This is a genomic window from Cupriavidus sp. Met-2 (assembly GCF_049843575.1).
GTDB lineage: Bacteria > Pseudomonadota > Gammaproteobacteria > Burkholderiales > Burkholderiaceae > Cupriavidus > Cupriavidus metallidurans.
This window is the reverse complement of the sequence record NZ_JBBHZL010000002.1, coordinates 350406-373713: the sequence shown is the minus strand read 5'-3', so window position 1 is coordinate 373713 and position 23308 is coordinate 350406. Positions and strand designations below refer to the sequence as shown.

At 64.5% G+C, this 23308-nt stretch carries 18 protein-coding genes; 6 read left to right on the top strand and 12 right to left on the bottom strand.

Annotation, left to right across the window (positions count from 1 at the left end):
- From WD006_RS06950 to argA, 11 genes are all read right to left on the bottom strand, one after another.
- Complete coding sequence (locus tag WD006_RS06950; protein WP_011516793.1) at window positions 1-1173, bottom strand: cytochrome D1 domain-containing protein; 1173 nt, start codon at window positions 1171-1173, stop codon at window positions 1-3.
- On the bottom strand, window positions 1173-1526 hold the full coding sequence (locus WD006_RS06945) for a c-type cytochrome (RefSeq protein ID WP_035832664.1): 354 nt from the start codon (window positions 1524-1526) through the stop codon (window positions 1173-1175). Before WD006_RS06945 ends, WD006_RS06950 begins: the two co-directional genes overlap by 1 nt.
- Window positions 1527-1564: 38 nt before the next feature.
- A complete protein-coding gene (locus tag WD006_RS06940) occupies window positions 1565-2299 on the bottom strand; it encodes a carbonic anhydrase (protein WP_029307575.1) in 735 nt (244 codons plus the stop codon).
- A 12-nt stretch (window positions 2300-2311) separates the two neighbouring features.
- Complete coding sequence (gene narI / locus WD006_RS06935; protein ID WP_011516790.1) at window positions 2312-2995, bottom strand: respiratory nitrate reductase subunit gamma; 684 nt, start codon at window positions 2993-2995, stop codon at window positions 2312-2314.
- A gap of 37 nt (window positions 2996-3032) precedes the next feature.
- Entirely contained in the window at window positions 3033-3692 is a 660-nt protein-coding gene (gene narJ / locus WD006_RS06930) for a nitrate reductase molybdenum cofactor assembly chaperone (protein WP_011516789.1), read from the bottom strand.
- Between the two features lie 17 nt (window positions 3693-3709).
- Window positions 3710-5263 (bottom strand): nitrate reductase subunit beta, encoded by a 1554-nt coding sequence (narH, locus tag WD006_RS06925; RefSeq protein ID WP_008643816.1) that lies wholly within the window; start codon window positions 5261-5263, stop codon window positions 3710-3712.
- Window positions 5263-9021 (bottom strand): nitrate reductase subunit alpha, encoded by a 3759-nt coding sequence (locus WD006_RS06920; RefSeq protein ID WP_029307576.1) that lies wholly within the window; start codon window positions 9019-9021, stop codon window positions 5263-5265. The genes narH and WD006_RS06920 overlap by 1 nt, the downstream gene beginning before the upstream one ends.
- 31 nt (window positions 9022-9052) lie before the next feature.
- Entirely contained in the window at window positions 9053-10435 is a 1383-nt protein-coding gene (locus tag WD006_RS06915) for a NarK family nitrate/nitrite MFS transporter (protein ID WP_011516786.1), read from the bottom strand.
- Between the two features lie 36 nt (window positions 10436-10471).
- Window positions 10472-11755: an MFS transporter gene (locus WD006_RS06910; protein ID WP_029307577.1), complete on the bottom strand. Its 1284-nt coding sequence runs from the start codon at window positions 11753-11755 to the stop codon at window positions 10472-10474.
- 268 nt (window positions 11756-12023) lie between these two features.
- Complete coding sequence (locus WD006_RS06905; RefSeq protein ID WP_024570137.1) at window positions 12024-12299, bottom strand: oxidative damage protection protein; 276 nt, start codon at window positions 12297-12299, stop codon at window positions 12024-12026.
- Window positions 12300-12398: 99 nt separating this feature from the next.
- Window positions 12399-13835, bottom strand: coding sequence for an amino-acid N-acetyltransferase (argA, locus tag WD006_RS06900; RefSeq protein ID WP_029307578.1), 1437 nt, complete (start codon window positions 13833-13835; stop codon window positions 12399-12401).
- 23 nt (window positions 13836-13858) lie between these two features.
- Here argA and hrpA point away from each other — a divergent pair, with 23 nt between their 5' ends.
- The 6 genes from hrpA (at window position 13859) to WD006_RS06870 (ending at window position 22624) form a co-directional block, all read left to right on the top strand.
- On the top strand, window positions 13859-17809 hold the full coding sequence (gene hrpA, locus WD006_RS06895; protein WP_029307579.1) for an ATP-dependent RNA helicase HrpA: 3951 nt from the start codon (window positions 13859-13861) through the stop codon (window positions 17807-17809).
- A gap of 133 nt (window positions 17810-17942) precedes the next feature.
- Window positions 17943-18929 (top strand): cytochrome D1 domain-containing protein, encoded by a 987-nt coding sequence (locus WD006_RS06890; RefSeq protein WP_024570139.1) that lies wholly within the window; start codon window positions 17943-17945, stop codon window positions 18927-18929.
- 13 nt (window positions 18930-18942) lie between these two features.
- On the top strand, window positions 18943-19818 hold the full coding sequence (locus WD006_RS06885; protein ID WP_029307580.1) for a polysaccharide deacetylase family protein: 876 nt from the start codon (window positions 18943-18945) through the stop codon (window positions 19816-19818).
- Window positions 19818-20813 carry a sterol desaturase family protein gene (locus WD006_RS06880; RefSeq protein WP_029307581.1) on the top strand — a complete coding sequence of 332 codons (996 nt, stop codon included), beginning with the start codon at window positions 19818-19820 and terminating at the stop codon, window positions 20811-20813. Before WD006_RS06885 ends, WD006_RS06880 begins: the two co-directional genes overlap by 1 nt.
- Window positions 20814-20924: 111 nt before the next feature.
- Window positions 20925-21800: an EI24 domain-containing protein gene (locus tag WD006_RS06875; RefSeq protein ID WP_011516778.1), complete on the top strand. Its 876-nt coding sequence runs from the start codon at window positions 20925-20927 to the stop codon at window positions 21798-21800.
- Between the two features lie 23 nt (window positions 21801-21823).
- The gene (locus WD006_RS06870) at window positions 21824-22624 is read left to right on the top strand and encodes a competence/damage-inducible protein A (protein WP_011516777.1); all 801 of its coding nucleotides are present in this window, start codon (window positions 21824-21826) and stop codon (window positions 22622-22624) included.
- Between the two features lie 28 nt (window positions 22625-22652).
- On the opposite strand, the gene WD006_RS06865 is transcribed toward WD006_RS06870, so the two are convergent.
- Window positions 22653-23117 carry a rhodanese-like domain-containing protein gene (locus WD006_RS06865; RefSeq protein ID WP_029307582.1) on the bottom strand — a complete coding sequence of 155 codons (465 nt, stop codon included), beginning with the start codon at window positions 23115-23117 and terminating at the stop codon, window positions 22653-22655.
- Window positions 23118-23308 lie beyond the last annotated feature (191 nt).

The following is a 23308-nucleotide window of genomic DNA, read 5'->3' as shown; positions in this document are numbered from 1 at the left end:
TCACATCCCGAAGCGCTGCGCGCGCGAGGTGAAGAAGATGCCGCTTGGATGGTCCGCCGGCAGCGTGGCCAACGGCTCGTAACTGGTCGTGTCGTAGACCACCACGCGATTGTCGTCGCGGCACGACAGCCAGACTGCCTCGCCCTTGGGCGTGAACTCCATGTGCAGCACGCCACGGCAAGGCTTGAGCGTGCGCACGACCTTCCGGGTGGCTGTGTCGATGACCTGGACGGTTTCGTTGTTCGGGAACGCGAAGTTCACCCAGACCTGTCGTCCGTCAGGCTGCGCCATCACGAACACCGGCTGGCCCGCAACTTCCACGCGTCCGGCTTCCTGCCAGCCGTTGGCGGTATCGGCGATGAGCACTTCATGACGCCCGATGGCGGGCAGCCATGCCTTGCCCTGCGCCATGGCCCAGCCGCGCAGGTGCGGCATCTTGTAGACGGGCAGCGGTGCGGAGCCACGTCCATAGCCGGACAGGACATGCCGCGCGGCAGGCGGGGATTGCCACAGGTCCACCAGCGCCAGGCCGTCCTCCCCGAACAGTCCCGCCAGATACCAACGGCCGTCGGGCGTCACCAGCCCGTCATAAGGCTGCTTGCCTGCTGGCAGCTTGGTGACTTTGGGGTGGCGAGGGTCGGCTACGTCGATGATCCAGATCTCGCCTGCCTCGAACAGGCTCGCCGCCAGCCGCTTGCCGGGCAGGTCGGCCAGACCGACAACCTTCGAGCGTCGCCCGTCTGGGCCGATGGCGGGGATGTCGGCGAGCGGTTCGAGCGTGGCGGCATCGAACAACCGGATGCCACCGGGCTCGTAATTCTGCGCGGCCACCACGCGGCCATCCTGGGTAATGGCGCCGCCGATGCTGTTGCCTGCCTGGATGGTACGGTGGGTCACCTTGGCATTCAGCAGGTCCACGCGGGTCAGGCCACCGTCACGGCCGAAGACGTAGGCGTACCGGCCGTCGCGCGCGAAGACCACGCTGGCGTGCGACAGGTCACCGAAGCCATCGATCGTGGCCAGTCGGGTCATGCCCGAGGTTTCCACGACCTGGATGCGGCCGGCTGCGCGCTCGACCACGACGCCCATATCGCCGGTGCCACGTACCGCGGTGGCGCAGCCGGCGAGCAGCGCGCTCAGTGCCAGCACGACGGGAAGTGCGGTGCGGCGCATCATGGTTTCGGTACGGCGGGCACTTGCCCGGATTGGAGTCGATCGATCAACCATCGTGCTTCGTCCTGTGTCATGAATGGCCGCCACGGCGGCATCGCGGTTCCCGGCCTGCCCTGAAGCACCGTGGCGACGAGTCCGTCGCGCGGTTTGTCGGCTAGCGCCGCAGCCGTCAGCGGTGATCCGAGCCCTCCCTGCAGCGTCATGCCATGACAGGCGCCGCAGTCATCGCGTAGCAGGCGGAAGAGCTCGGCTTGTCTGGCAGGCGTCGGGGCGGCTGCCGGTGGCTCGGCGGCGATAGTCGTGGCGGCAATACACGAAAGGATGGGAATGCAGATCCAGCGCAGGGTTGGCATGGGTTCGCCAGCGAGTGGGGCAAATGCCGACATCATTATTAAGAACCCAGCATTTCGGCTTGACCGCTGTCAATGCTGGGGCGATTCGACGGTTGACGATGCGGGCGCGCCTCAGGTGTCAGAGGGCAGACCAGCGGCAGGAAGTCGTCTGCACGTTCCGAGTAGGCCAGCAGCGCGCCCGCCTGGAGGTCGAAGTACCAGCCATGCAGCGTGAGCGCGCCGCGCTCGCAGGCCTCGCGGACGAACGGAAAACTCTCGAGATTGCGCAGCGACACCAGGATCGCCGCTTGTTCGCATGCGCGCTGCCGTTCCGCGGGACTGGCGTTGGGCAGCGTCTGCTCGACCATGCGCCGGGCAGGGCCTGCAATGCGGACCCAGGGCCCGATAAAGTCCTGCGGCGCGTTCGTATCGTCGTTTTGCGGATGGGCCAGCAAAGCACGGATGCCGCCACATCCAGCGTGGCCCATCACGATGATGCGGACCACATGCAGTTGCTCCACGGCGAACTGGATCGCCGCCGAGACACCGTGGAGCCGCCCGCTGGCGCCATCCCCGCACGGAGGTACGAGGTTGGCGACGTTGCGCACCGTGAACAGCTCTCCCGGGTCGCAGCCGAGCAGCAGGCCCGGGTCCACGCGCGAATCGCTACAGCCGATCAGCAGCGTCTGAGGCTTCTGGCCCGTGCGCAGGGCATCGAAGAGTTCCGGCCTGGCCTCGAAGTAGCGCCGCTGGAACCGTTCGAAGCCCTTGAGCAGACGTTCGATCTCGTGCATGGGGACACGGCCTTACCGGCCCCGGACGAGTTGCCAGGCGCGTCCCAGGTAGGTCACCGAGGCAAAGCCGCTCCAGACGTGCACCAGTCGCGTGAACGGGAAGATCGCGAACAGCGAGATGCCCATGAACAGGTGCGCCTTGAAGAGCAGCGGGGCCTCGGCCACATAGCTGGCGGCATCCGCGCGCAGCGTGACGACGTGCTGCGCCCAGGTCATCAGTTGCACCATCATGTGGCCGTCCATATGGCTGGCCGACTCGAAGATCGTCGACAGACCCAGTAGCAGCGTGACCAGCAGCCACAGCAGCAGGACCTTGTCACCGAAGCGCGTGACGGCGGACACGCGTGCGTTGGTCAGGCGACGATGCAGCAGGATCAACAGGCCGGCCAGGCACATCGTGCCCATGACGCCGCCGGCGCTCATGGCGATGGCCTGCTTGAGGCCATGCGACACGCCAAGCGTGTCCCACACCACGACCGGCGTCAGCAGGCCGACGAGATGGCCGAAGAACAGGCCAAGGATGCCCACGTGGAACAGGATGTTGCCGGTGCGCAGGTTACCGCGATAGAGCATCTGCGAACTGTCCGACTTCCAGGTGTACTGCTCGCGCTCGAAGCGCGCCAGGCTGCCGAACAGGAAGATGGCGGCTGCGATGTAGGGATAGATCCCGAAGATAAATTGATGGACCAGGTTCATGGTAGTGGCTCTGGTTGGTTCCTTGTAATGGACGGGCTCACGGGCGAGGGGACGGCGCGGCGCGCTTGTGGAACGTGATCACGTCGACGGCTGGTTTCACGCCAAGCAGCGGTTCCACGCCATCGGCGCCGGGGCCGAACGTTTCCATGGCTTCATCCATGTCACGCACCGGAGGATCCTGCTGCGCGACGGGCTGCACATCGGTCAGCGTGCGCAGCACCCTGAAGACGGCGGCATATGGACTTTCCTTGCGGGCCAGGCGGTCGCCGATGGCGGCCAGCACGTGGATCGCGTCACCGAGCAACTGCTCCGCGCGCTCCTCCTTGCCATCGAGCGACAACGCGCCGAGATACTCCAGGAACAGCGGCACGTAGTCGGGAAGTTCGGTCTCCAGCGGCTCGAAGCCGTCACGACGGTACTCGTCGATCAGGTCGACCATGGCCTGGCCGCGGTCGCGGCTTTCGCCATGCACATGCTCGAACAGATGCAGCGAGTGGGACGGGCTGCGATCGAACGTGGCGACGTAGTTCTCCTGCAGCTCGATCAGCGGGCGGCTGCGCAGCTCGTCGAGCAGCGGCGCCAGCATGTCCCGCGCCTGCGGCCATTCGACCAGCGCGAGGTTGGCTTCCTCGAGGCTGTCGAGCCATTCCTGTTCCGGGTAGCAGAGCAGGGTGCTGAGTACCTGATGAATGGGCATGATTCGAACTCCTTCCTTTAACCGGTGATGGCCTTGCGGCGCGAGCGCGGCAAGTCGGCGTACGACACTTCTGGCTTGGGCTTCTTCGTGCCGAACAGCGAGCCGTCCGACGTGCCACCCGAGCAGCCGTTGCCGAAGCTGAAACCGCAGCTTCCCTTCTCGTCGAAGCTGTCTTCCGCCATTTCCTTGTGGGACGACGGCACGACGAAGCGGTCCTCGTAGTTGGCGATGGCCATGATCTGGTACATGTCCTCGACCTGCGCGGGCGTCAGCCCCACCTGTTCGAGCACGGCCAGGTCCTGCAGGCCGTCCACCGATTCAGAGCGCTTGTATGCGCGCATCGCCAGCATGCGTTCCAGCGCGGACAGCACCGGATTCACATCGCCTGCGGTCAGCAGGTTTGCGAGGTACTTGACCGGAATGCGCAGGCTCTTCACGTCCGGGATCACGCCGTTCATGCCCATGAAGCCCGATTCCGCGGCCGACTGGATCGGCGAGAGCGGCGGGATGTACCAGACCATCGGCAGCGTGCGGTATTCCGGGTGCAGCGGGAAGGCCACCTTCCACTCGCAGGCCATCTTGTAGACCGGCGACTTGACCGCGGCGTCCAGCCAGCTCTGCGGGATACCCTGACGCAACGCCTCGGCCTGGATCTTCGGATCGTGCGGATCGAGGAAGACGTCGAGTTGCGACTGGTACAGATCGCGCTCGTCGGCCACGGACGCGGCTTGTTCGATGCGGTCGGCGTCATAGAGCATCACGCCGAGATAGCGGATGCGGCCCACGCAGGTTTCCGAACAGACCGTCGGTTGCCCGGCCTCGATACGCGGATAGCAGAACACGCACTTTTCGGCCTTGCCGGTCTGCCAGTTGAAGTAGATCTTCTTGTACGGGCAGCCCGACACGCACATGCGCCAGCCGCGGCACTTGTCCTGGTCGACCAGGACGATGCCGTCTTCCTCGCGCTTGTAGACCGAGCCGGAGGGGCAGGACGCCACACAGGTCGGGTTCAGGCAGTGCTCGCACAGGCGCGGCAGATACATCATGAAGGTGTTCTCGAAGGTCGAGTACATGTCCTTCTGAATATCCTCGAACAGCTTGTCGCGGCTGCGCTGGTCGAACTCGCCCCCGAGGTCGTCTTCCCAGTTCGGACCCCATTCGATCTTCTCCATCTTCTTGCCGGTGATTGCCGATACGGGACGCGCCGTGGGCGGCGTCTGCATCAGCGGGGCGTTCTGGAGATGCTCGTAGTCGAAGGTGAACGGCTCGTAGTAGTCGTCGATCTGCGGCAGGTTCGGGTTGGCGAAGATGTTCGCCAGGATCTTTGCCTTGCCGCCCTGACGGGGCGTGAGGCTGCCGTCGGCATTGCGCTTCCAGCCGCCTTGCCATTTGTCCTGGTTCTCCCATTCCTTCGGGAAGCCGACACCGGGCTTGGTCTCGACGTTGTTGAACCATGCGTACTCGACACCTTCACGGCTGGTCCATACGTTCTTGCACGTCACGGAGCAGGTATGGCAGCCGATGCACTTGTCGAGGTTCAGCACCATGGCTACCTGGGCACGAATCTTCATTACCTTGCTCCTTCGATCTTTTCTGCTTCGTTTGCAGGGTTACGTTCTTCTCGTAGCGGCTGGTCGAGCCAGTCCACCTTGTTCATCTTGCGCAGGATCACGAACTCGTCGCGGTTGCTACCGACGGTGCCGTAGTAGTTGAAGCCGTAGGCCAGTTGCGCATAGCCGCCGATCATGTGCGTGGGCTTGGTCACCGCGCGGGTGACCGAGTTATGGATGCCGCCGCGCATACCGCTGGTCTCGGCCCCAGGCACGTTCACAATCTTTTCCTGGGCGTGGTACATCAGGCACATCCCTTGCGGAACGCGCTGCGATACGACCACCCGCGCCGTCAGCGTGCCGTTGACGTTGAAGACCTCGACCCAGTCGTTGTCGCGAATGCCGTTGGCCTTGGCTTCCACTTCCGAGATCCATACGTGCGGGCCGCCGCGGGACAGCGTCAGCATCCGCAGGTTGTCGGAGTACGTGGAGTGGATGCCCCACTTCTGGTGCGGGGTGATCCAGTTCAGCACCAGTTCGGGGTTGCCGTTCGGCTTCTTGCCGAGCATCGGGCTGATCGTCTTGGTGTCGATCGCCGGTTTGTACACGCACGCGCCTTCGCCGAAGTCGAGCATCCAGCGGTGATCCTGGTAGAACTGCTGACGGCCCGTCAGCGTGCGCCATGGAATCAGCTCGTGCACGTTGGTGTAGCCGGCGTTGTAGCTGACTTCCTCGGACTCGAGTCCTGACCACGTCGGCGCCGAGATGATCTTGCGCGGCTGGGCCTGCACGTCGCGGAAGCGGATCTTGTCGTGCTCGCGGCCGACGGCCAGATGCGTGTGGTCGCGGCCGGTGATCTTCGACAGCGCGTCCCAGGCCTTGACGGCCACGTGGCCGTTGGTTTCGGGCGCGAACGTCAGGATCATCTCCGCGGCGTCGATCGCGGTTTCCAGGCGCGGACGGCCCTGGCTGACGCCAGGCTCGGTCACCGTCTTGCTCAGGTGGCCGATCTCGTGCACTTCGTGCTCGGTGTTCCAGTTGATGCCCTTGCCGCCGTTGCCAAGCTTGTCGAGCAGCGGGCCGATCGACGTGAACTTCTTGTAGATGTCGTGATAGTTGCGTTCCACCACGGTCATCGACGGCGCGGTCTTGCCCGGGATCAGGTCGCACTCGCCGTGCTTCCAGTCCTTCGGCTCGAACGGCTGGCCCAGTTCACCCGGGGTGTCGTGCAGCAGCGGGGTGCAGACCAGGTCCTCGCGTGTGCCAAGGTACGGGCCGGCAATCTCGCTGAACGTCTTCGCGATCGCCTTGTAGATTTCCCAGTCCGTCTTGCTTTCCCAGAGCGGCTGCACGGCTTCCGAGAGCGGGTGGATGAACGGGTGCATGTCGGACGTGTTCAGATCGTCCTTTTCGTACCACGTGGCCGTCGGCAGCACGATGTCGCCGTAGAGGCAGGTGGTGCTCATGCGGAAGTCGAGCACGGTCAGCAGGTCGAGCTTGCCTTCGGCGGCTGGCCGAACCGTGACTTCGCTGGGCTTGATCGCATCGTTCTCATCGCCGAACACGGCGTTCTGCGTGCCGAGCAGGTACTTGAGGAAGTACTCGTGGCCCTTGCCGGAGCTGCCGAGAATGTTCGAGCGCCACACGAACATGTTGCGCGGGAAGTTGGCGGGATTGTCGGGGTCGTCGCAGGCGAACTGCAGCTTGCCGGACTTTAGTTGCTCCACGGTATCCGCGATCGGGTCCTTGCCGGCGGCGCGGGCCTCGGCCACCACGTCGAGCGGGTTCCGGCCCAGTTGCGGCGCGGATGGTAACCAGCCCATCCGTTCGGACTTGGCGTTGAGGTCGAGCAGCGACAGCTTGTCGTAGCGCGCGCGGTCGGCGGTCGGCGCGAGGATTTCGTCGACACCGAGCTTCTCGTGACGCCACTGGCTGGTGTGGTTGTAGAAGAACGACGTGCCGTTCATATGGCGCGGCGGGCGCGACCAGTCCAGCCCGAACGCCAGCGGCGCCCAGCCGAACTGCGGCCGCAGCTTTTCCTGGCCGACGTAGTGCGCCCAGCCGCCACCGCTCTTGCCGATGCAGCCGCACATCATCAACAGGTTGATGATGCCGCGGTAAATCATGTCGTTGTGGTACCAGTGATTCAGCGCGGCGCCAACGATGACCATGCTCTTGCCCTGCGTGCGGTCGGCGTTGTCGGCGAACTCGCGGGCGACCTGGATGACGAGGTTACGCGGCACGGACGTGTGCTTTTCCTGCCAGGCAGGGGTGTAGGGCACATCGTCGTCGTACGACGTGGCGACGTTCGGGCCACCAAGGCCCTGGTCGACGCCGTAGTTGGCCATCTGCAGGTCATAGACGGTGGCCACGTGGACCGTGGTGCCGTCGGCCAGCGTCAGGCGGCGCGTGGGCACGCGGCGCTTGAGCAGGGCATCGTGCTCGCCGCCGAAGTACGGGAAGCCGACTTCGACCACTTCATCCTCATGACCGATCAGTGACAGACGCTGGTCGATCTCGCGGCCGCTGCCGCCATCCTTCATCTCGAGGTTCCAGCGGCCGACCTTCGCGCCGTTGTCGTGGACGGCTTCGCCCCAGCGGAAGCCGATCGAGCCATTCGGCGCGACGATTTCGCCCGTGGCGTCGTCAATGGCCAGCGTTTTCCATTCGGGATGGTTCGCCTGGTCGAGATTGCCGTCCAGGTGCGAAGCGCGGAGGAAGTGATCGGGCACCAGCGTGCCGTCCTGCTCGCGCAGCAGCACCAGCAGCGGCATGTCGGTGTACTGCTTCACATAGTCGCGGAAGTAGGCCGACTTGCCGGTGGCGTGGAACTCCTTGAGCACCACGTGGCCCATGGCCATCGCCAGGGCGGCATCGGTACCTTGCTTCGGCGCGAGCCAGATGTCACCAAACTTGACCATTTCGCCGAAGTCCGAAGACACGGCCACGGTCTTGGTGCCCTTGTACCGCACCTCGGTGTAGAAGTGGGCGTCAGGCGTGCGCGTCTGCGGCACGTTCGAGCCCCACACCATCAGGTAGGTGCTGTTGTACCAGTCGGCCGATTCCGGCACGTCCGTCTGCTCGCCCCAGATCTGCGGGCTGGCCGGCGGCAGATCGCAGTACCAGTCGTAGAAGGACAGGCAGGCGCCGCCGATCAGGCTCAGGTAGCGCGCGCCGGCGGCGTACGACACCATCGACATGGCCGGAATCGGCGAGAAGCCGATCACGCGGTCGGGGCCGTACTGCTTGATCGTGTAGGCATTGGCCGCCGCGATGATCTCGGTGGCAGTCTGCCAGTCCGCGCGGACGAAGCCGCCCTGGCCGCGCACGCTCTTGTAGCGGCGGGCCTTCTCCGGGTTCTGGCTGATCGATTCCCAGGCGGAAATCGGATCCATCGTCTTGCGGGCCTCGCGCCACATTTCCATCAGGCGGCCGCGAATCATGGGGTACTTCACGCGCTGGGCGGAGTAGACGTACCAGCTGTAGGACGCGCCACGCGGGCAGCCGCGCGGCTCGTGGTTGGGCAGATCGGGGCGCGTGCGCGGATAGTCGGTCTGCTGGGTTTCCCAGGTAATCAGGCCGTTCTTGACGTAGACCTTCCACGAGCAGGAACCAGTGCAGTTGACGCCGTGCGTCGAGCGCACGATCTTGTCGTGCTGCCAGCGGCTGCGGTACGTGTTCTCCCACTTGCGGTCCTCGTTGACCACCGCGCCGTGTCCGTCCGAGTAGGTGGACTTCACGCGCGACAGGAACTTCAGTCGATCGAGAAAGTGACTCATTTTGTAGGGTTCTCCTGTGGGGTTCGTTCTGTCAGCACGGCATTGCGGCGTTGCGGCGGGCGTAGAACCACCACGTCACGAGCACACAGGTCACGTAGAAGACGATGAAGCAGTAGAGCGCGGCAAGGGGCGAACCAGTCAGGTCCAGCGAGGTGCCGAAGCTCTTGGGGATGAAGAAGCCGCCGTAGGCGCCGATCGCACCCGAGAAGCCGAGCACGGCGGCCGATTCCTTGCCGGCGTCCTGCACGGCCTGCCGCTGCGAGGCGGCGTCCTTGCCGGCCGCGCGCTGGCGCTCTGTCAGGAAGATCACGGGGATCATGCGGAACGTCGAGCCGTTGCCGATGCCGGTCAGGGCGAACAGCACGATGAAGGCGCCGAGGAAGGCGGGGAAGCTGCCCGCGCCGCCATCGGCGGGCAGGGCGGCCAGCACGGCGAAGACCGCGAGGATCATGCCGATGAAGGTCCAGAGCGTGACGCGGGCACCGCCGAGTCTGTCCGAGATCCAGCCACCAACCGGGCGGGTCAGTGCGCCGACGAGCGGTCCGAGGAAGGCGTAGGCCGTCGGGTTGACGCCGGGGAACTGCGACTTGGTCAGCAGCGCCAGGCCGGCCGAGAAGCCGATGAACGAGCCGAACGTGCCGATATAGAGCCAGCACATCAGCCAGTTGTGCTTGCGTGTGAAGATCACGGCCTGTTCGGCGAACGATGCGCGGGCGTCGGCGATGTCGTGCATGCCGAACCATGCCGCCAGCGAGGCGACGATGATGAACGGCACCCAGATGAAACCGGCGTTCTGCAGCCAGAGTTGTTGCGTGGCGTCGGCCGCCTTGTAGGTCTGCGGTTCACCGCCGAGCGCACCGAACACGGCCACCGAAACCACCAGCGGCGTGACGAACTGCACCACGGAGACGCCCAGGTTGCCGATACCGGCGTTCAGGCCAGTGGCTAGGCCCTTCTTTTCTTTCGGGAAGAAGAAGCTGATGTTGGCCATCGACGAACTGAAGTTCGCGCCGCCCAGGCCGCACAGCAGCGCCAAGATCAGCAGCGTGGGGTAGCTGGTCGACGGGTCGCGTAGCGCGAAGCCCATGCCCACCGCCGGAATCAGCAGCAGCGCCGTGGAGATGGCCGTGAAGCGGCGGCCGCCAAAGATCGGCACCAGGAACGAGTAGAAGATACGCAGTGTGGCACCGGACAGCGCGGGCAGCGCGGTCAGCCAGAAGAGCTGGTTCTTGGTGAACTGAAAGCCGGCGCGGTCGAGGTTGACCGCCACCACGCTCCAGAGCATCCAGATCACGAACGCCAGCATCAGCGCGGGGATCGAAATCCAGAGGTTGCGATAGGCGATTCGCTCGCCCTGGTCGCGCCAGAAGGCCACGTTCTCGGGCTCCCAGCGGGTCAGTATGGAACTTGACATGATATGCAGTTAGGTTGGTTTGGGAGGAGACGGAACTCAGGCGGCTTGCAGGGTTTCGGGCGTCGGCCTGGCGTTTGCCGCGCGCTGGCTGTAGTGCATCCACACCAGACTCACGCAGACCGCGCCGTACATCAGCATGAAACAGCTGGTGCGGATGCCGGTCAGGTCAGCCAGTGCGCCGAACAGGATCGGGAGGATGAATCCACCGAGGCCGCCGGCCAGACCGACCACGCCGGAGACCGCGCCGATGTTGTGTGTGAAATCGTTCGAGATGAATTTGAAGACCGAGGCCTTGCCGACCGCGAACGCGATACCGACCACGAACATCAGGATGGTGAACACCGTTGGCGAGAGCGCGATATGGAAGCTCTCCGGGCCGTTGGCGGTGTGGATCGTGAAGTCGCTCCTCGGGTAGCTGAGCAGGAAGAACGTGACCCAGCTGACCCACATGACCCACCACGTGGTGCGGTGCGCGCCGTAGCGGTCCGAGATCCAGCCGCCGATCGCCCGGAGCACGCCACCCGGCAGCGAGAAGCAGGCAGCGAGGAACGCGGCCGTCTTCATGTCGAAGCCGTACTCACCGATGTAGTACTTGGTCATCCACAGCGAGAGGCCAACGTAGCCGCCGAACACGACCGAGTAGTACTGCGAATAGCGCCAGACACGCGGATCACGCATGACGGCAAGCTGCGCACGCCAGCTGGTGGCCGACGAAACGCGGTGCGCGGGATTGCTGCGCGAGAACAGCCAGAACACGATGGCGGTGATCAGCATCGCCACCGAGTACACCTTCGGCACGATTTCCCAGGTGCCGGCGGCCAGGATCAGAGCGGGCGCGACGAACTTGGTCAAGGCGGCGCCCGAGTTGCCGGCACCGAAGATGCCCATGGCCAGGCCCTGGCGCGAGCGCGGGAACCAGCGGGCCACGTATGGCGTGCCCACCGAGAACGAGCCGCCCGCCAGGCCGACGAACAGCCCGAGCACCAGCAATTGCCACAGCGTATGCGCGTACGAGATCAGCCAGATGGGGATCACCGTCAGCAGCATCAGCACAAAGAACACGATGCGGCCGCCGTAACGGTCCGTCCAGATGCCGAGCGGCACGCGGATCAGGGAGCCGCTCAGCACCGGCGTGGCTGCCAGCAGGCCGAACTCGGTGTCATTCAGGCCGAGTTCCTTCTTGAGCGGAATGCCGAGCACGGCAAACAGCATCCAGACGGCGAAACAGATCGTGAAGGCAAAGGTGCTGGACCAGAGCGTCGTCCAAGCACCGGAAGAGACGGGTTCTGGCTTGCTGGAGGGGAGGTTTGGGGTGGCCATGGCCGGGTTCCGAAGTCACTTTGGGGAGTGACGTCAGATTAGGCCTGTGGCGATTGGCCGACTATTCGCCGGGCGTAGAGGTAGGCGGGGGAGGGGCTATGCGGGACGGACTAGTCCGATCGGCATATGGACGGCGGGAAGTAATGGGGGAGTCGGCCAATTCCGGACCGTGCGGTCGGCGAATCCCGGCAAGGCGGGATTCGATGTGGCGGCCGTTTCCCCCGGGCTCCTCTCCCGCGGGCGGGAAAGGAGCGAGCGGCAGTAGTGCTTAAGCCGCCGGCGGGGGCACGTAGCCTGCGGCCTGGTCGGCGCCGTCGCCGAAGAAGTACTTCTCGGTCTGCTTGATCAGGTACTGGCGCGCCCGCGGGTCGGCCATGTTCAGGCGGTTCTCGTTGATCAGCATGGTCTGATGCTTGAGCCAGCCGGCCCAGGCTTCCTTGGACACGTTTTGCCAGATCTTCTTGCCGAGATCGCCCGGCAGCGGGGGGAAGTCGAGGCCTTCGGCTTCCTTGTTCAGCTTGATGCAATGGACCATGCGGGCCATGAGGGACTCCTTGTTCGTTTGGCCGCTATTGTAGCCAAGCTGGCCGGCCGGGCGGGAGTATCCGCCCATGCCCCTGCCGACCTTGTTGTTACTGCCGCGTCAGAGCTTCTTCATCAGGACCATCGACTTGCGCTGCCAGTTGTAGAGCTTGCGCTTGTCTTCGGGCAGATCGTCGACCGTGGCGTGGACGAACCCGCGCTTGAGGAACCAGTGTTCGGTACGCGTGGTGAGCACGAACAGGCGTTCGAGGCCCAGCGCGCGGGCGCGGCGCTCGATCCGCTTGAGCAGCCGTTCGCCGTCGCCAGTGCCCTGGGCTTCCTGCGATACGGTCAGGCAGGCCATCTCGCCCATGTTCTCGCGCGGGAATTCGTAGAGCGCGGCGCAGCCGAACAGCACGCCATCGTGCTCGATCACCGAGAACTTGTCGATGTCGCGCTCGATCAGATGGCGGCCACGGGGAACCAGCGTGCCATCGGCCTCAAGCGGGGCGATGAGCTGCAGAATGCCGCCAACGTCGTCAAGCGTGGCTTCACGCAGGCTTTCCAGATCGCTGTCGGACAGCATGGTGCCCACGCCGTCGTGCAGGAACAGCTCCAGCAGCACCGAACCGTCCAGCGAGAACGGGATCAGGTGCGCGCGCGGCACGCCGCCCTTGAGCGCTTTGACCAGATGCTGGAGGTAGTACGCGACGTCGGGTGGCAGGTGGTTGTTCTGCAGCCGTTCCACGGCGGTGCGCAGCGACATTTCCTTCATCAGCTTGCCCACCTGGTCGGGCACGCCGGGTACCTCGGTGATGAAGATCAGCTTGTCCGCCTTGAGCGCGCTGGCCGTGGCGCTGGCCACGTCCTCCATTGACAGGTTGAATGCCTGGCCGGTCGGCGAGAAGCCGAGCGGCGACAGCAGCACCACCTTGCCGTGCGATAGCGACATGCGCATCGAGTCGCCGTCGATCTTGCGGACCAGACCGGTGTGCTGATAGTCCACGCCATTGACGATGCCCACCGGGCGCGCGGTGATGAAGTTGCCCGACACCACGGAAAGCTGGGCGCCAGCCATCGGCGTGTTCGGCAGTCCCTGGCTGAACGCGGCCTCAATGTCGAGGCGCAACTCGCCGGCGGCTTCCTTGGCGCATTCCAGCGCGGCATTGTCGGTGATTCGGATGCCTTCCGCGTACTGCGACTGGACATTGCGCAGCGCGAGCTGTTCTTCCACCTGCGGTCGGGATCCGAACACCAGCACGATCTGCATGCCCATCGCGTGCAGCAGCGCCACGTCATTGACCAGTCCGTCGAGCACCCCGGCCTTGACCAGTTCGCCGCTGAAGGCGATTACGAACGTCTTGCCGCGGAAGGCATGGATATAGGGCGCGACCGATCGCAGCCAGTCGACGAACTGCTGCTGGTCCGGGCCGGCGGGCTCGGCAAGCTCCGTGGCGACGGGCGGATTCTGGGTGTCGGGCGCGGCCTTTACGGGCAGCGGGAGCGGGGCGGAGGCAGGATCGGGGTCCTGCTGCGGGGAGTCGGTTCTGGCGTTCATGCGGCGGATTATAATCCCGGCCAATGTCAGCACAACGCCCCGCCAAACCTGTTCCGTCCCGGCCCGCCGAGGCCAAGACTTCCCCGGTCCCTCCGAATCCCGCCAAGCGGCCGGCGGAGGCCGCTGCACGCGCGCCTCGCTCGCCCGGCGGGCCTCGCCAGCCCCGTGCGCCGCAGCCGGCACGGCTTGCCAATCCGATACCGGAAATCGCGTTTCCGGAGGCCTTGCCCGTCTCGGCACGGCGCGAAGAGATCGCCCGGGCACTGCAGGCCAACCAGGTCATTATCGTTTCCGGCGAAACCGGCTCGGGCAAGACCACCCAGTTGCCGAAGATCGCGTTGTCGATCGGGCGGGGCCCGGCACGCGAGGGCAAGCCCGGCGGCGGGCTGATCGGCCACACCCAGCCCCGCCGGATTGCGGCCACCTCCACGGCCAAGCGGATCGCACAGGAGCTGGGCACGCCGCTGGGCGAGACGGTCGGGTATCAGGTCCGGTTCAACGACACGATGTCGGCCGGGGCGTCGGTCAAGCTGATGACCGACGGCATCCTGCTGGCCGAGACGCAGAATGACCCGCTGCTGCGCGCCTACGACACGATCATCATCGACGAGGCGCACGAGCGCAGCCTCAACATCGACTTTCTGATCGGCTACCTGCGCCAGATCCTGCCGAAGCGGCCGGATCTGAAGGTGATCATCACGTCGGCAACCATCGACGCCAAGCGCTTTGCCGAGCATTTCGCGCGCAACGGCAAGCCGGCGCCCGTGATCGAGGTCAGTGGCCGGCTCTATCCGGTGGAGGTGCGCTACCGGCCGATACAGGCGGATGCGCCGGCCGACGGCGCCCCGCGCACCGAGAAGGCCCGGGAGCGCGATCTGTACGACGGTATCGTCGACGCCGTGGACGAACTCTGCCGGGTCGGGCCCGGCGACGTGCTGGTGTTCCTGCCGGGCGAGCGGGAGATCCGCGAGGCTGCCGAGGCGCTGCGCAAGCATCATCCGCCGCATACGGAAATCCTGCCACTGTTTGCGCGGCTGTCCGTGCAGGAGCAGGAGCGTGTGTTCAAACCGTCGAACGCGCGGCGCATCGTGCTGGCCACCAACGTGGCGGAGACGTCGCTGACGGTGCCTGGCATCCGCTACGTGGTAGATACGGGGCTGGCGCGCGTCAAGCGCTACTCGTACCGCAACAAGGTCGAGCAACTCCAGATCGAATCGATCTCGCAGGCGGCGGCCAACCAGCGTGCCGGCCGATGTGGCCGGGTGGCGAACGGTGTCTGCATCCGCCTGTACGAGGAAAGTGATTTCCTGGGCCGCGTGCGCTTCACCGATCCGGAAATCCTGCGCTCGTCGCTGGCAGCGGTCATCCTGCGCATGAAGGCGCTGCGCCTGACCGATATCGAGGCGTTTCCGTTCATCGAGCCGCCGCTGGGCCGTGCCATCGCCGACGGCTATCAGTTGCTGCAGGAACTGGGCGCGTTCGACGAGGCCAACCAGCTCACCGGCGTTGGCCGCCAGTTGTCCAAGCTGCCGCTCGACCCCCGCGTGGCGCGGATGATCCTGGCCGCGCGCGACCAGCAATGTCTGCGCGAGGTGCTGATCATCGCCAGCGCGTTGTCCGTGCAGGACCCGCGAGACCGCCCGCAGGAGGCCCAGGAGGCCGCCGACCAGGCGCATCGCAAGTTCATGGACGAGAAGTCCGAGTTCCTGGGCTGGGTCAAGCTGTGGAAATGGTTCGAAGACGCCGTCGCGCACAAGAAGACCAACCGGCAGTTGCAGGAGCAGTGCCGTGCCAACTTCCTGTCGCATGTTCGCCTGCGCGAATGGCGCGATGTGCATTCGCAGTTGCTGACCACGGTGACGGAGCAGGGCTGGCGCCTGAACGAGAGCGAGCCGACCTTCGAGCAGGTGCACAAGGCGCTGCTGACCGGCCTGCTCGGCAACGTTGGCCTGAAGCTGGATGAATCCGACGGCAAGGGGCGCGAGTACCTGGGCGCGCGGGGCATCAAGTTCCACCTCTGGCCGGGCTCGCTCATCGCGCGCAAGGTGGGGCGCTGGATCATCGCGGCCGAATTGGTGGAAACCAGCCGCCTGTACGCGCGCACGCTGGCCCGTATCGAGCCGGAATGGGTCGAGCAGGTCGGCAGCCATCTGCTCAAGGTGAGCTGGAGCGAGCCGCACTGGGAGAAGAAGGCTGGGCAAGTGCTGGCGCTCGAGCGCGGCACGCTGTACGGCTTGCCCGTGTACCAGCATCGTCGGGTGCACTTTGGGCCGATGAACCCGGCCGAGGCGCGCGAGCTGTTCATCCGCCACGCACTGGTGGAAGGCGAGTTCGACACGCGGCTGCCGTTCTTCGCCCACAACCAGCGTCTGGTACGCGAGATCGAGAACCTGGAGCACAAGTCGCGCCGTCAGGACGTGCTGGTGGACGACGCGCTCATTTTCGCGTTCTACGATCGCGCGATTCCCGCCGACATCCACAATCAGGTGGCGTTTGAAAAGTGGTATCAGGCGGAGTCCGCGAAGGATCGCAAACTCCTGTACCTGAATCGCGACGAGTTGATGCGGCACGAAGCCGCGGGTATCACGACGGACCTGTTCCCGAAGATCCTGCCGATCGCCGGGATCGATATGGCGCTGACGTACCACTTCGAACCGGGCAGCCATCGCGACGGCGTGACGCTGACGGTGCCGCTGTATGCGCTCAACCAGGTGCGACCCGAGCGCACCGAGTGGCTCGTGCCTGGCATGATCAAGGAGAAAGTGCATCTGCTGCTGAAATCGCTGCCACAGAAGCTGCGCCGCCATTGCGTGCCGCTGCCCGACTACGCAGCCGGGTTTGTCGACCGCCAGCCGTTCGGGGAGGGAGATCTGCTCGATGTGTTGATCGCCGACATCCGCGAGCAGACCGGCACGATGATCAAGCGTGCGGACTTCAAGCTCGAGACGCTGCCTGCCCACCACGCGATGAATTTCAAGGTGATCGACGAGCACGGTCGCCAACTGGACATGGGCCGCAACCTGGCCCAGTTGCGTGCGGAGTTCGGCGGTCAGGCGCAGCAGTCGTTCCAGAACATTGCCGCGCGCGATGTGCCTGCGGCCGAAGCCGGTCAATTCGAGAGCCTGACCTCGTGGTCGTTCGGTGAGTTGCCCGAACTGCTTGAGATCCGCAAGGGCAATCAGACGCTGTTTGGCTATCCGGCGCTGGTTGACCACGGCGATCACTGTGACGTGGAAGTCTTCGACGATCCGCAGGAGGCTGCGCGCATCCATCATGCCGGACTGCGCCGGTTGTTCGCGCTGCAACTGCGAGAGCAGGTCAAGTTCATCGAGAAGAACATCCCGAACCTGCAGCAGATGGCGATGCAGTACATGACGCTGGGCACGCAGGAGGAGTTGCGCAACCAGATCGTCATGATGGCGCTGGAACGCGCCTGCCTGCAGGCGCCCCTGCCGCGCAACGAAGCCGAGTTCAATACCCGCAAGGAAGAAGGGCGGGCGCGGCTGTCGCTGCTGGCCCAGGAAATCGCGCGGCTGGTGGGCACGATCCTCGCCGAGTTTGCGGGGCTGCCGCGCAAGATGCTCCAGGCCAAGCCGTTCGGCTCGGCCTATCAGGACCTGGAAGGCCAGCTGGCGCGTCTGATGACGAAGTCGTTCGTGATCGATACGCCATATGTCCAGTTGACGCACTTTCCGCGTTACCTGAAGGGCATGGCGATGCGGGTGGACAAGCTCAAGGGCGATCCGGCCCGTGACAGCCAGCGCATCCAGGAAATGACTCCGCTGGTGCAACAGTGGCAGCGTGCGGAGAAGCAGCTACGGTCGCAGGGCCGAGGCGCTGCCGATGCCCGTCTCGACGAGTTCCGCTGGATGCTCGAGGAATTGCGGGTGGCCTTGTTCGCGCAGGAACTGCGCACGCCACAGCCAATGTCGGTCAAGCGGCTTCAGAAAGTCTGGGAGTCCATGCAGCGATAGGCCGGTGTCCAAGGGGGGGCTGTCCAGGTTATTTGTATCTAATTGTGATAGACCCTCAAGTTTGATGATTCACGTCATCGTACTGGTCGATTGAAACGTTAGAATGCGCGATTCGTCATGATTTAACGGTCTTATGCTCGCATTGCGTCGTGTTGTGGCTGGCGCTGTTTCGGTCGGCACCCTGGCATTGGCATTGGTGTCCGCACCCGCCCGCGCGGAAGTTGTAGTAATCCTGAATTCAGGTGACGCAAGCGTTACTTTGATCGACAAGGACACGCAGAAGGTGTTGGAGACTTTCCCGATCGGGAAGGAACCCCATCACCTGATCGCCACCCCCGACGACAAATCGCTGATCGTCGCCAATGCGGTTGGCAACGACCTCGTTTTCCTCGACCCGGTGACCGGCAAGGTGCAGCAGCGCGTGCCGAACATCGACGACCCGTACCAGATCGGCTTCTCGCCCGACCAGAAGTGGTTCATCGCCACCGGCAACCGGCTGGACCGCGTCGACGTTTATCGTTGGGACGGCCGCCAGCTCAAGATCGCCAAGCAGTTCCCGCTGGCCAAGACGCCGAGCCACATCGCGTTCACGGCCGACAGCAAGATTGCATTCATCACGCTGCAGGACTCGAACCAGATCGCCGCAATCGATCTGACCACGCTGACCGTGCTCTGGACCATGGAGGCTGGCTCCGCGCCGGCCGGTATCTGGGTCACGCCTGACCAGAAGTACTTGCTGGTGGGTATGACGGGGGCTGACTACGTCGCCGTGATCGACTGGCGTACCCGGACAGTGGTCAAGCAGATCCAGACTGGCAAGGGCGCGCACAACTTCCGCGCCGTGGGCGACAAGCGGCACCTGTTCCTGAGCAACCGGGTGTCTGGCTCGATAAGCATCATCGACCAGCAGACGCTGTCGAAGGTCGGCGAGATCACGGGTCTGCTGCCGGGCCCGGACGACATGGAACTGACCGCTGATGGCAAGACGCTCTGGGTGACGTTCCGCTGGGCGCGCTCGGTTGGCCTGATCGATGTGGCCAGCCGCAAGATGATCAAGACGATCCGTGTCGGCAAATCGCCGCATGGCATCTACTTCCGCACGCGCGCCCCGCTCTATTAAGAAGGTCAGCGCCATGCGCAACTGGATGATCCGGATCGGGGTGGCTGCGGCGGGGTTGCTGGCGAGCGCCTCGCTTGCTCTGGCGGCCGACGCCAGCCCCGGAGCCTGCCGAGCCGGCACGCTCTATCTGACGTTTGACACTGGCAGCATGAGCCAGGCGGAACTGATCGCTCGCACGTTGCGCAAGCACCATATCCGCGCGACGTTCTTCCTGGCCAACGAGCCCACGGTCAACCACGATAATTCGCTGGATCCAACTTGGGCGGCTTACTGGAAATCGCTGGCTGCCGACGGTCATGCCTTTGGCACCCACACCTTTGACCATGTCTACCTTCGCAGCGCGAAGGGTGGCGAGGGCGGCAAGGTCGTCATGCGGCCGCAGTTCGGGGCGCAGGGTGGCAAGGACGTGGCGATGACCGAGGAATCGTTCTGCAAGGAACTGCGCCGGAGCGTGCAGGCCTTCCAGTCGATGACCGGTCAGCCGATGGTGCCGCTGTGGCGCGCTCCGGGTGGCCATACGTCGCCGAAGACGCTGGCATGGGCCGAGCAATGCGGCTTCAAGCATGTGGGCTGGGCGCCGGCCGGTTTTCTCGGCGACGAACTGTCCTCAGAACGCTACCCTAACCAGATGTTGCTCGAACGTGCGCTGCGCGATCTGCGCGATGGCGATATCACGATGGCCCACCTGGGTATCTGGTCGCGCAAGGACCCCTGGGCGCCGGGCGTGCTGGAGCCGCTGATCAGCGGGCTCGAGCAGAAGGGCTTCTGCTTCGCCACGCTGCGTGAGCATCCGCAGTACAAGCACTGGATTGCGCAACGTGGTCCGGTGCGAGTGGAGCAGGCGGGGGAACAACCTCAAACATCGTCAGTATCGGGAGCCAAACGGTAATGTGGGACGCGCTCACCAACTGGCTTAACCTGTGGGTGGGCCAGATCGAAGCCACGGTCTTTCAGAACGTGGTGTTGCCCGTGGTTTATAACCTCGGCTTCGGTGGCTATGCCGAAGACGCGTTCACCGGCACGGAGTGGCTGCTGGTCGGGTTGGTCCAGATCGCCGTGATGGTCCTGATCCTCGGACCGCTCGAGAGACTGCGGCCGGTTGAGGTCGTGACCGACCGCGCGGCCATTCGCACCGATATCCTCTACACGCTCATCCATCGACTGGGGCTGTTCCGGCTAGCGATGTTCTTCCTGCTGGCACCGTTGATGGATGGCATCGAAGGCCATCTGCGATTGCTGGGCTGGCAGCGCGTCAACGTCGAGGACTGGTGGCCCGGCGTGACGTCGATCCCGCTGATCAGCTTTTTCCTCTATCTGGCGCTGTTCGACCTGCTCGACTACTGGTATCACCGGCTGTCGCATACGTACCGCTGGTGGTGGAGCCTGCACGCGGTGCACCACAGCCAGCGCCAAATGACGCTCTGGAGCGACAACCGCAATCATCTGCTCGACGATATTCTGCGCGATTTCGTTTTCGCGGCTGTTGCGCTGGCGGTAGGTGTCGAGCCGTCGCAGTACGTCCTGCTTGTAGCGCTGTCGCAATTGCTGCAGAGCCTGCAGCACGCCAATCTGCGGCTGCACTTCGGCTGGCTGGGCGAGCGCCTGCTGATTTCTCCGCGCTTCCATCGCACGCACCACGCGGTGGGGCTTGGTCATGAAAAACGCGCCACGGCGGAAAAGCCCGCGCGGCTCGGCGGGTGCAACTATGGCGTGATCTTCCCTTGGTGGGACATGCTTTTTGGCACCGCGGACTTCACCGACGTCTATCATCCAACCGGCATCCGCGACCAGATGCCGCCACCTGCCGGGCGTGCGCGTAGCTACGGCGATGGCTTCCTGTCGCAGCAATGGCTTGGCATCAAGCGGTTGCTGCGCCTGGGGTAGGTTCCTTTCTGGTCGGCTCCAGCGCCACTTCGCGCGCATTTCCGAGGGTTTCCGGAAACACGATCGCCGGGCTGTGCTAGGCTCCGAGGGCTTCTTTCACCTCTTTGCCGCATGAACGATATCTTCCGCTCGTTTGGCCGCGCACTGGTCAGCCAGATGCATCCACGGATGCTGATGCTGACCATCGTGCCATTCGTTCTCGCTACCGTCCTCTGGGGCGGCCTGATCTGGTGGGGCTGGGAACCGATCATGGGGACGGCCCGCGCCATCCTCGAAGGCTCGGTGTTCACGAGCTGGATCTACTCGATGCTCGACTGGCTTGGCCTGCAGTCGCTGCGCAGCGTGGTGGCGCCGCTCTTCGTGCTGACCCTGGCGATCCCGCTGGTCATTGCGTCGATGCTGATCTTCATTAGCCTGTTCTCGGTGCCGGTGGTGGTCAGGCAGCTCGAACGCAGCTATCCGGACCTGGCCAAGTCTCACGGGGGCAGCATCGTCGGCAGCGTCTTCCAGACGCTCGGCAGCACGCTGATCTTCCTGGTGCTGATCCTCATTACGCTGCCGTTATGGCTGATTCCGCCGTTCTTCGCGCTGATTCCGCCGGTGCTGTGGGGCTGGCTGACGTACCGCGTGATGACCTACGACGCGCTGGCGGAACATGCCACGGCCGAAGAACGCAAGACGCTCATGAAGCGCCATCGGGTGCCGCTGCTGATGATCGGTGTGGCGGTTGGCTTGCTCGGCTCCGCGCCGACGTTGCTGTGGGTCTGGTCCGCTGTCATCATCTTCCTGTTCCCGCTGGTGCTGGCCGGCACGCTGTGGCTTTACGTGCTGATCTTCATTTTCTCGGCGCTGTGGTTCGGCCACTTCTGCCTGCGCGCGCTGGCGGATCTGCGGGCAGAGCGCGCGGCCGCAGCGCCGCCACCGCCCTTGGCTACCGACGTGATCGAGTTGGCGCCCTCTGACGTGCGCCGCATCGAGCCTTCCTGAAAACAATTCTGAGCGAGCGCATCATGGGTTTTGGTTTGATTGTCATCGGCGACGAGATTCTCTCCGGTCGGCGCGAGGACAAGCACATGCGCCGTGCCATCGAGCTACTTGGCGCGCGCGGGCTGGCGCTGGACTGGGCCGAGTACATCGGCGACGACCGTGAGCGCATCACGGCCACGCTACGCCGCACGCTGGCGGGCCCGGATATCGTCTTCTGCACGGGTGGCATCGGTGCCACGCCTGACGACCACACGCGCCAATGCGTGGCCGCGGCGCTGGGCGTGGATCTGGCCTTGCACCCCGAGGCGCGCGAACTGATCGCATTGCGTATTGCGGAAACGGCCAATGGCGATCCGGTCAAGGCGGATCTGAATCAGCCAGAGAACCAGCATCGTTTCAAGATGGGGGAGTTTCCGGTCGGTGCCCGGATCATTCCGAACAGCTACAACCGCATTCCGGGTTTCTCGGTGGCCGATCACCATTTCATGCCGGGCTTCCCGGTCATGGCGTGGCCGATGATGGAGTGGGTGCTGGACAACAGGTACGCGCACCTGTTCCATCAGGATACCGAGGTGTCGCGCGCCTTCTACGTGTTCGAGGCACCCGAATCGACGCTGACGCCGTTGATGGAGCAGGTGGAGGCGTCGTTCGCCGGTATTCGCGTATTCAGCCTGCCATCAGTCGGGGATGCCGCGCGTGGTGACAAATTCGTGCGGCGCCATATAGATCTCGGCGTGAAAGGGCCGGCCGACATGGTCGGGCCGGCTTACGCGATGCTGCTCGACGGGGTCCGGGCGATGGGATTCGAGATCGTCGAGCAGTAAGCGGCGTATCAATGATTTGTGGCACTCCTCAGGCGCCGTGCCACGGCAGGCCGCGTACGCACCAGCCCTCCATCGTCTTGCGGTGATGATGGTCGTCGCGGTTGCCTTCGAAGCCTTCGAGCACATCCATCGCCAGCAGGTAACCGTTTTCCGTCGCCACGCGCGCCGCGTGTTTCGAGCGGGCGGCGCTGCGGCACAGGAACAGCACCGGCGCGTCGGCCGGTACCCGCGCCTTCAGTTCAGCCACGAAGTTGGCGTTCTGGGCGCCGCCGGGATACGACATCCATTCGATATGGGCGAACTGCTCGTCGGGCAGATCCACGCCGCCCACCCAATCCAGTTCCGCCTGCGTGCGCACGTCGACCAGCACGGCCTTCGGCTCGGCCTGCAGCAGCGCATAGGCCTCTTGCGGAGTGAGGGCGCCGTAATAGGCGAGTTCGCCTTGCTGCTTGCGCGTCTGGGCGGCCTGGAGGAGTTCGTCTCGGGTAGTCATCTTCTGTGACGGAGTCAATAAGAATGGAGGGAATGCGGGGGCTGGCCCGCGCAAGGGCAACAAGGCCAACGCGGCACTGGGAAGCCGGCTGAATCGGCGTTATTCTAGCGCGGCCATTGTGGCAGGCCCGAAAAATGTCCACGCAAGGCGCGGTGGTGGTGCCATGGGGTTGCACCTATATGGTGCCTAAT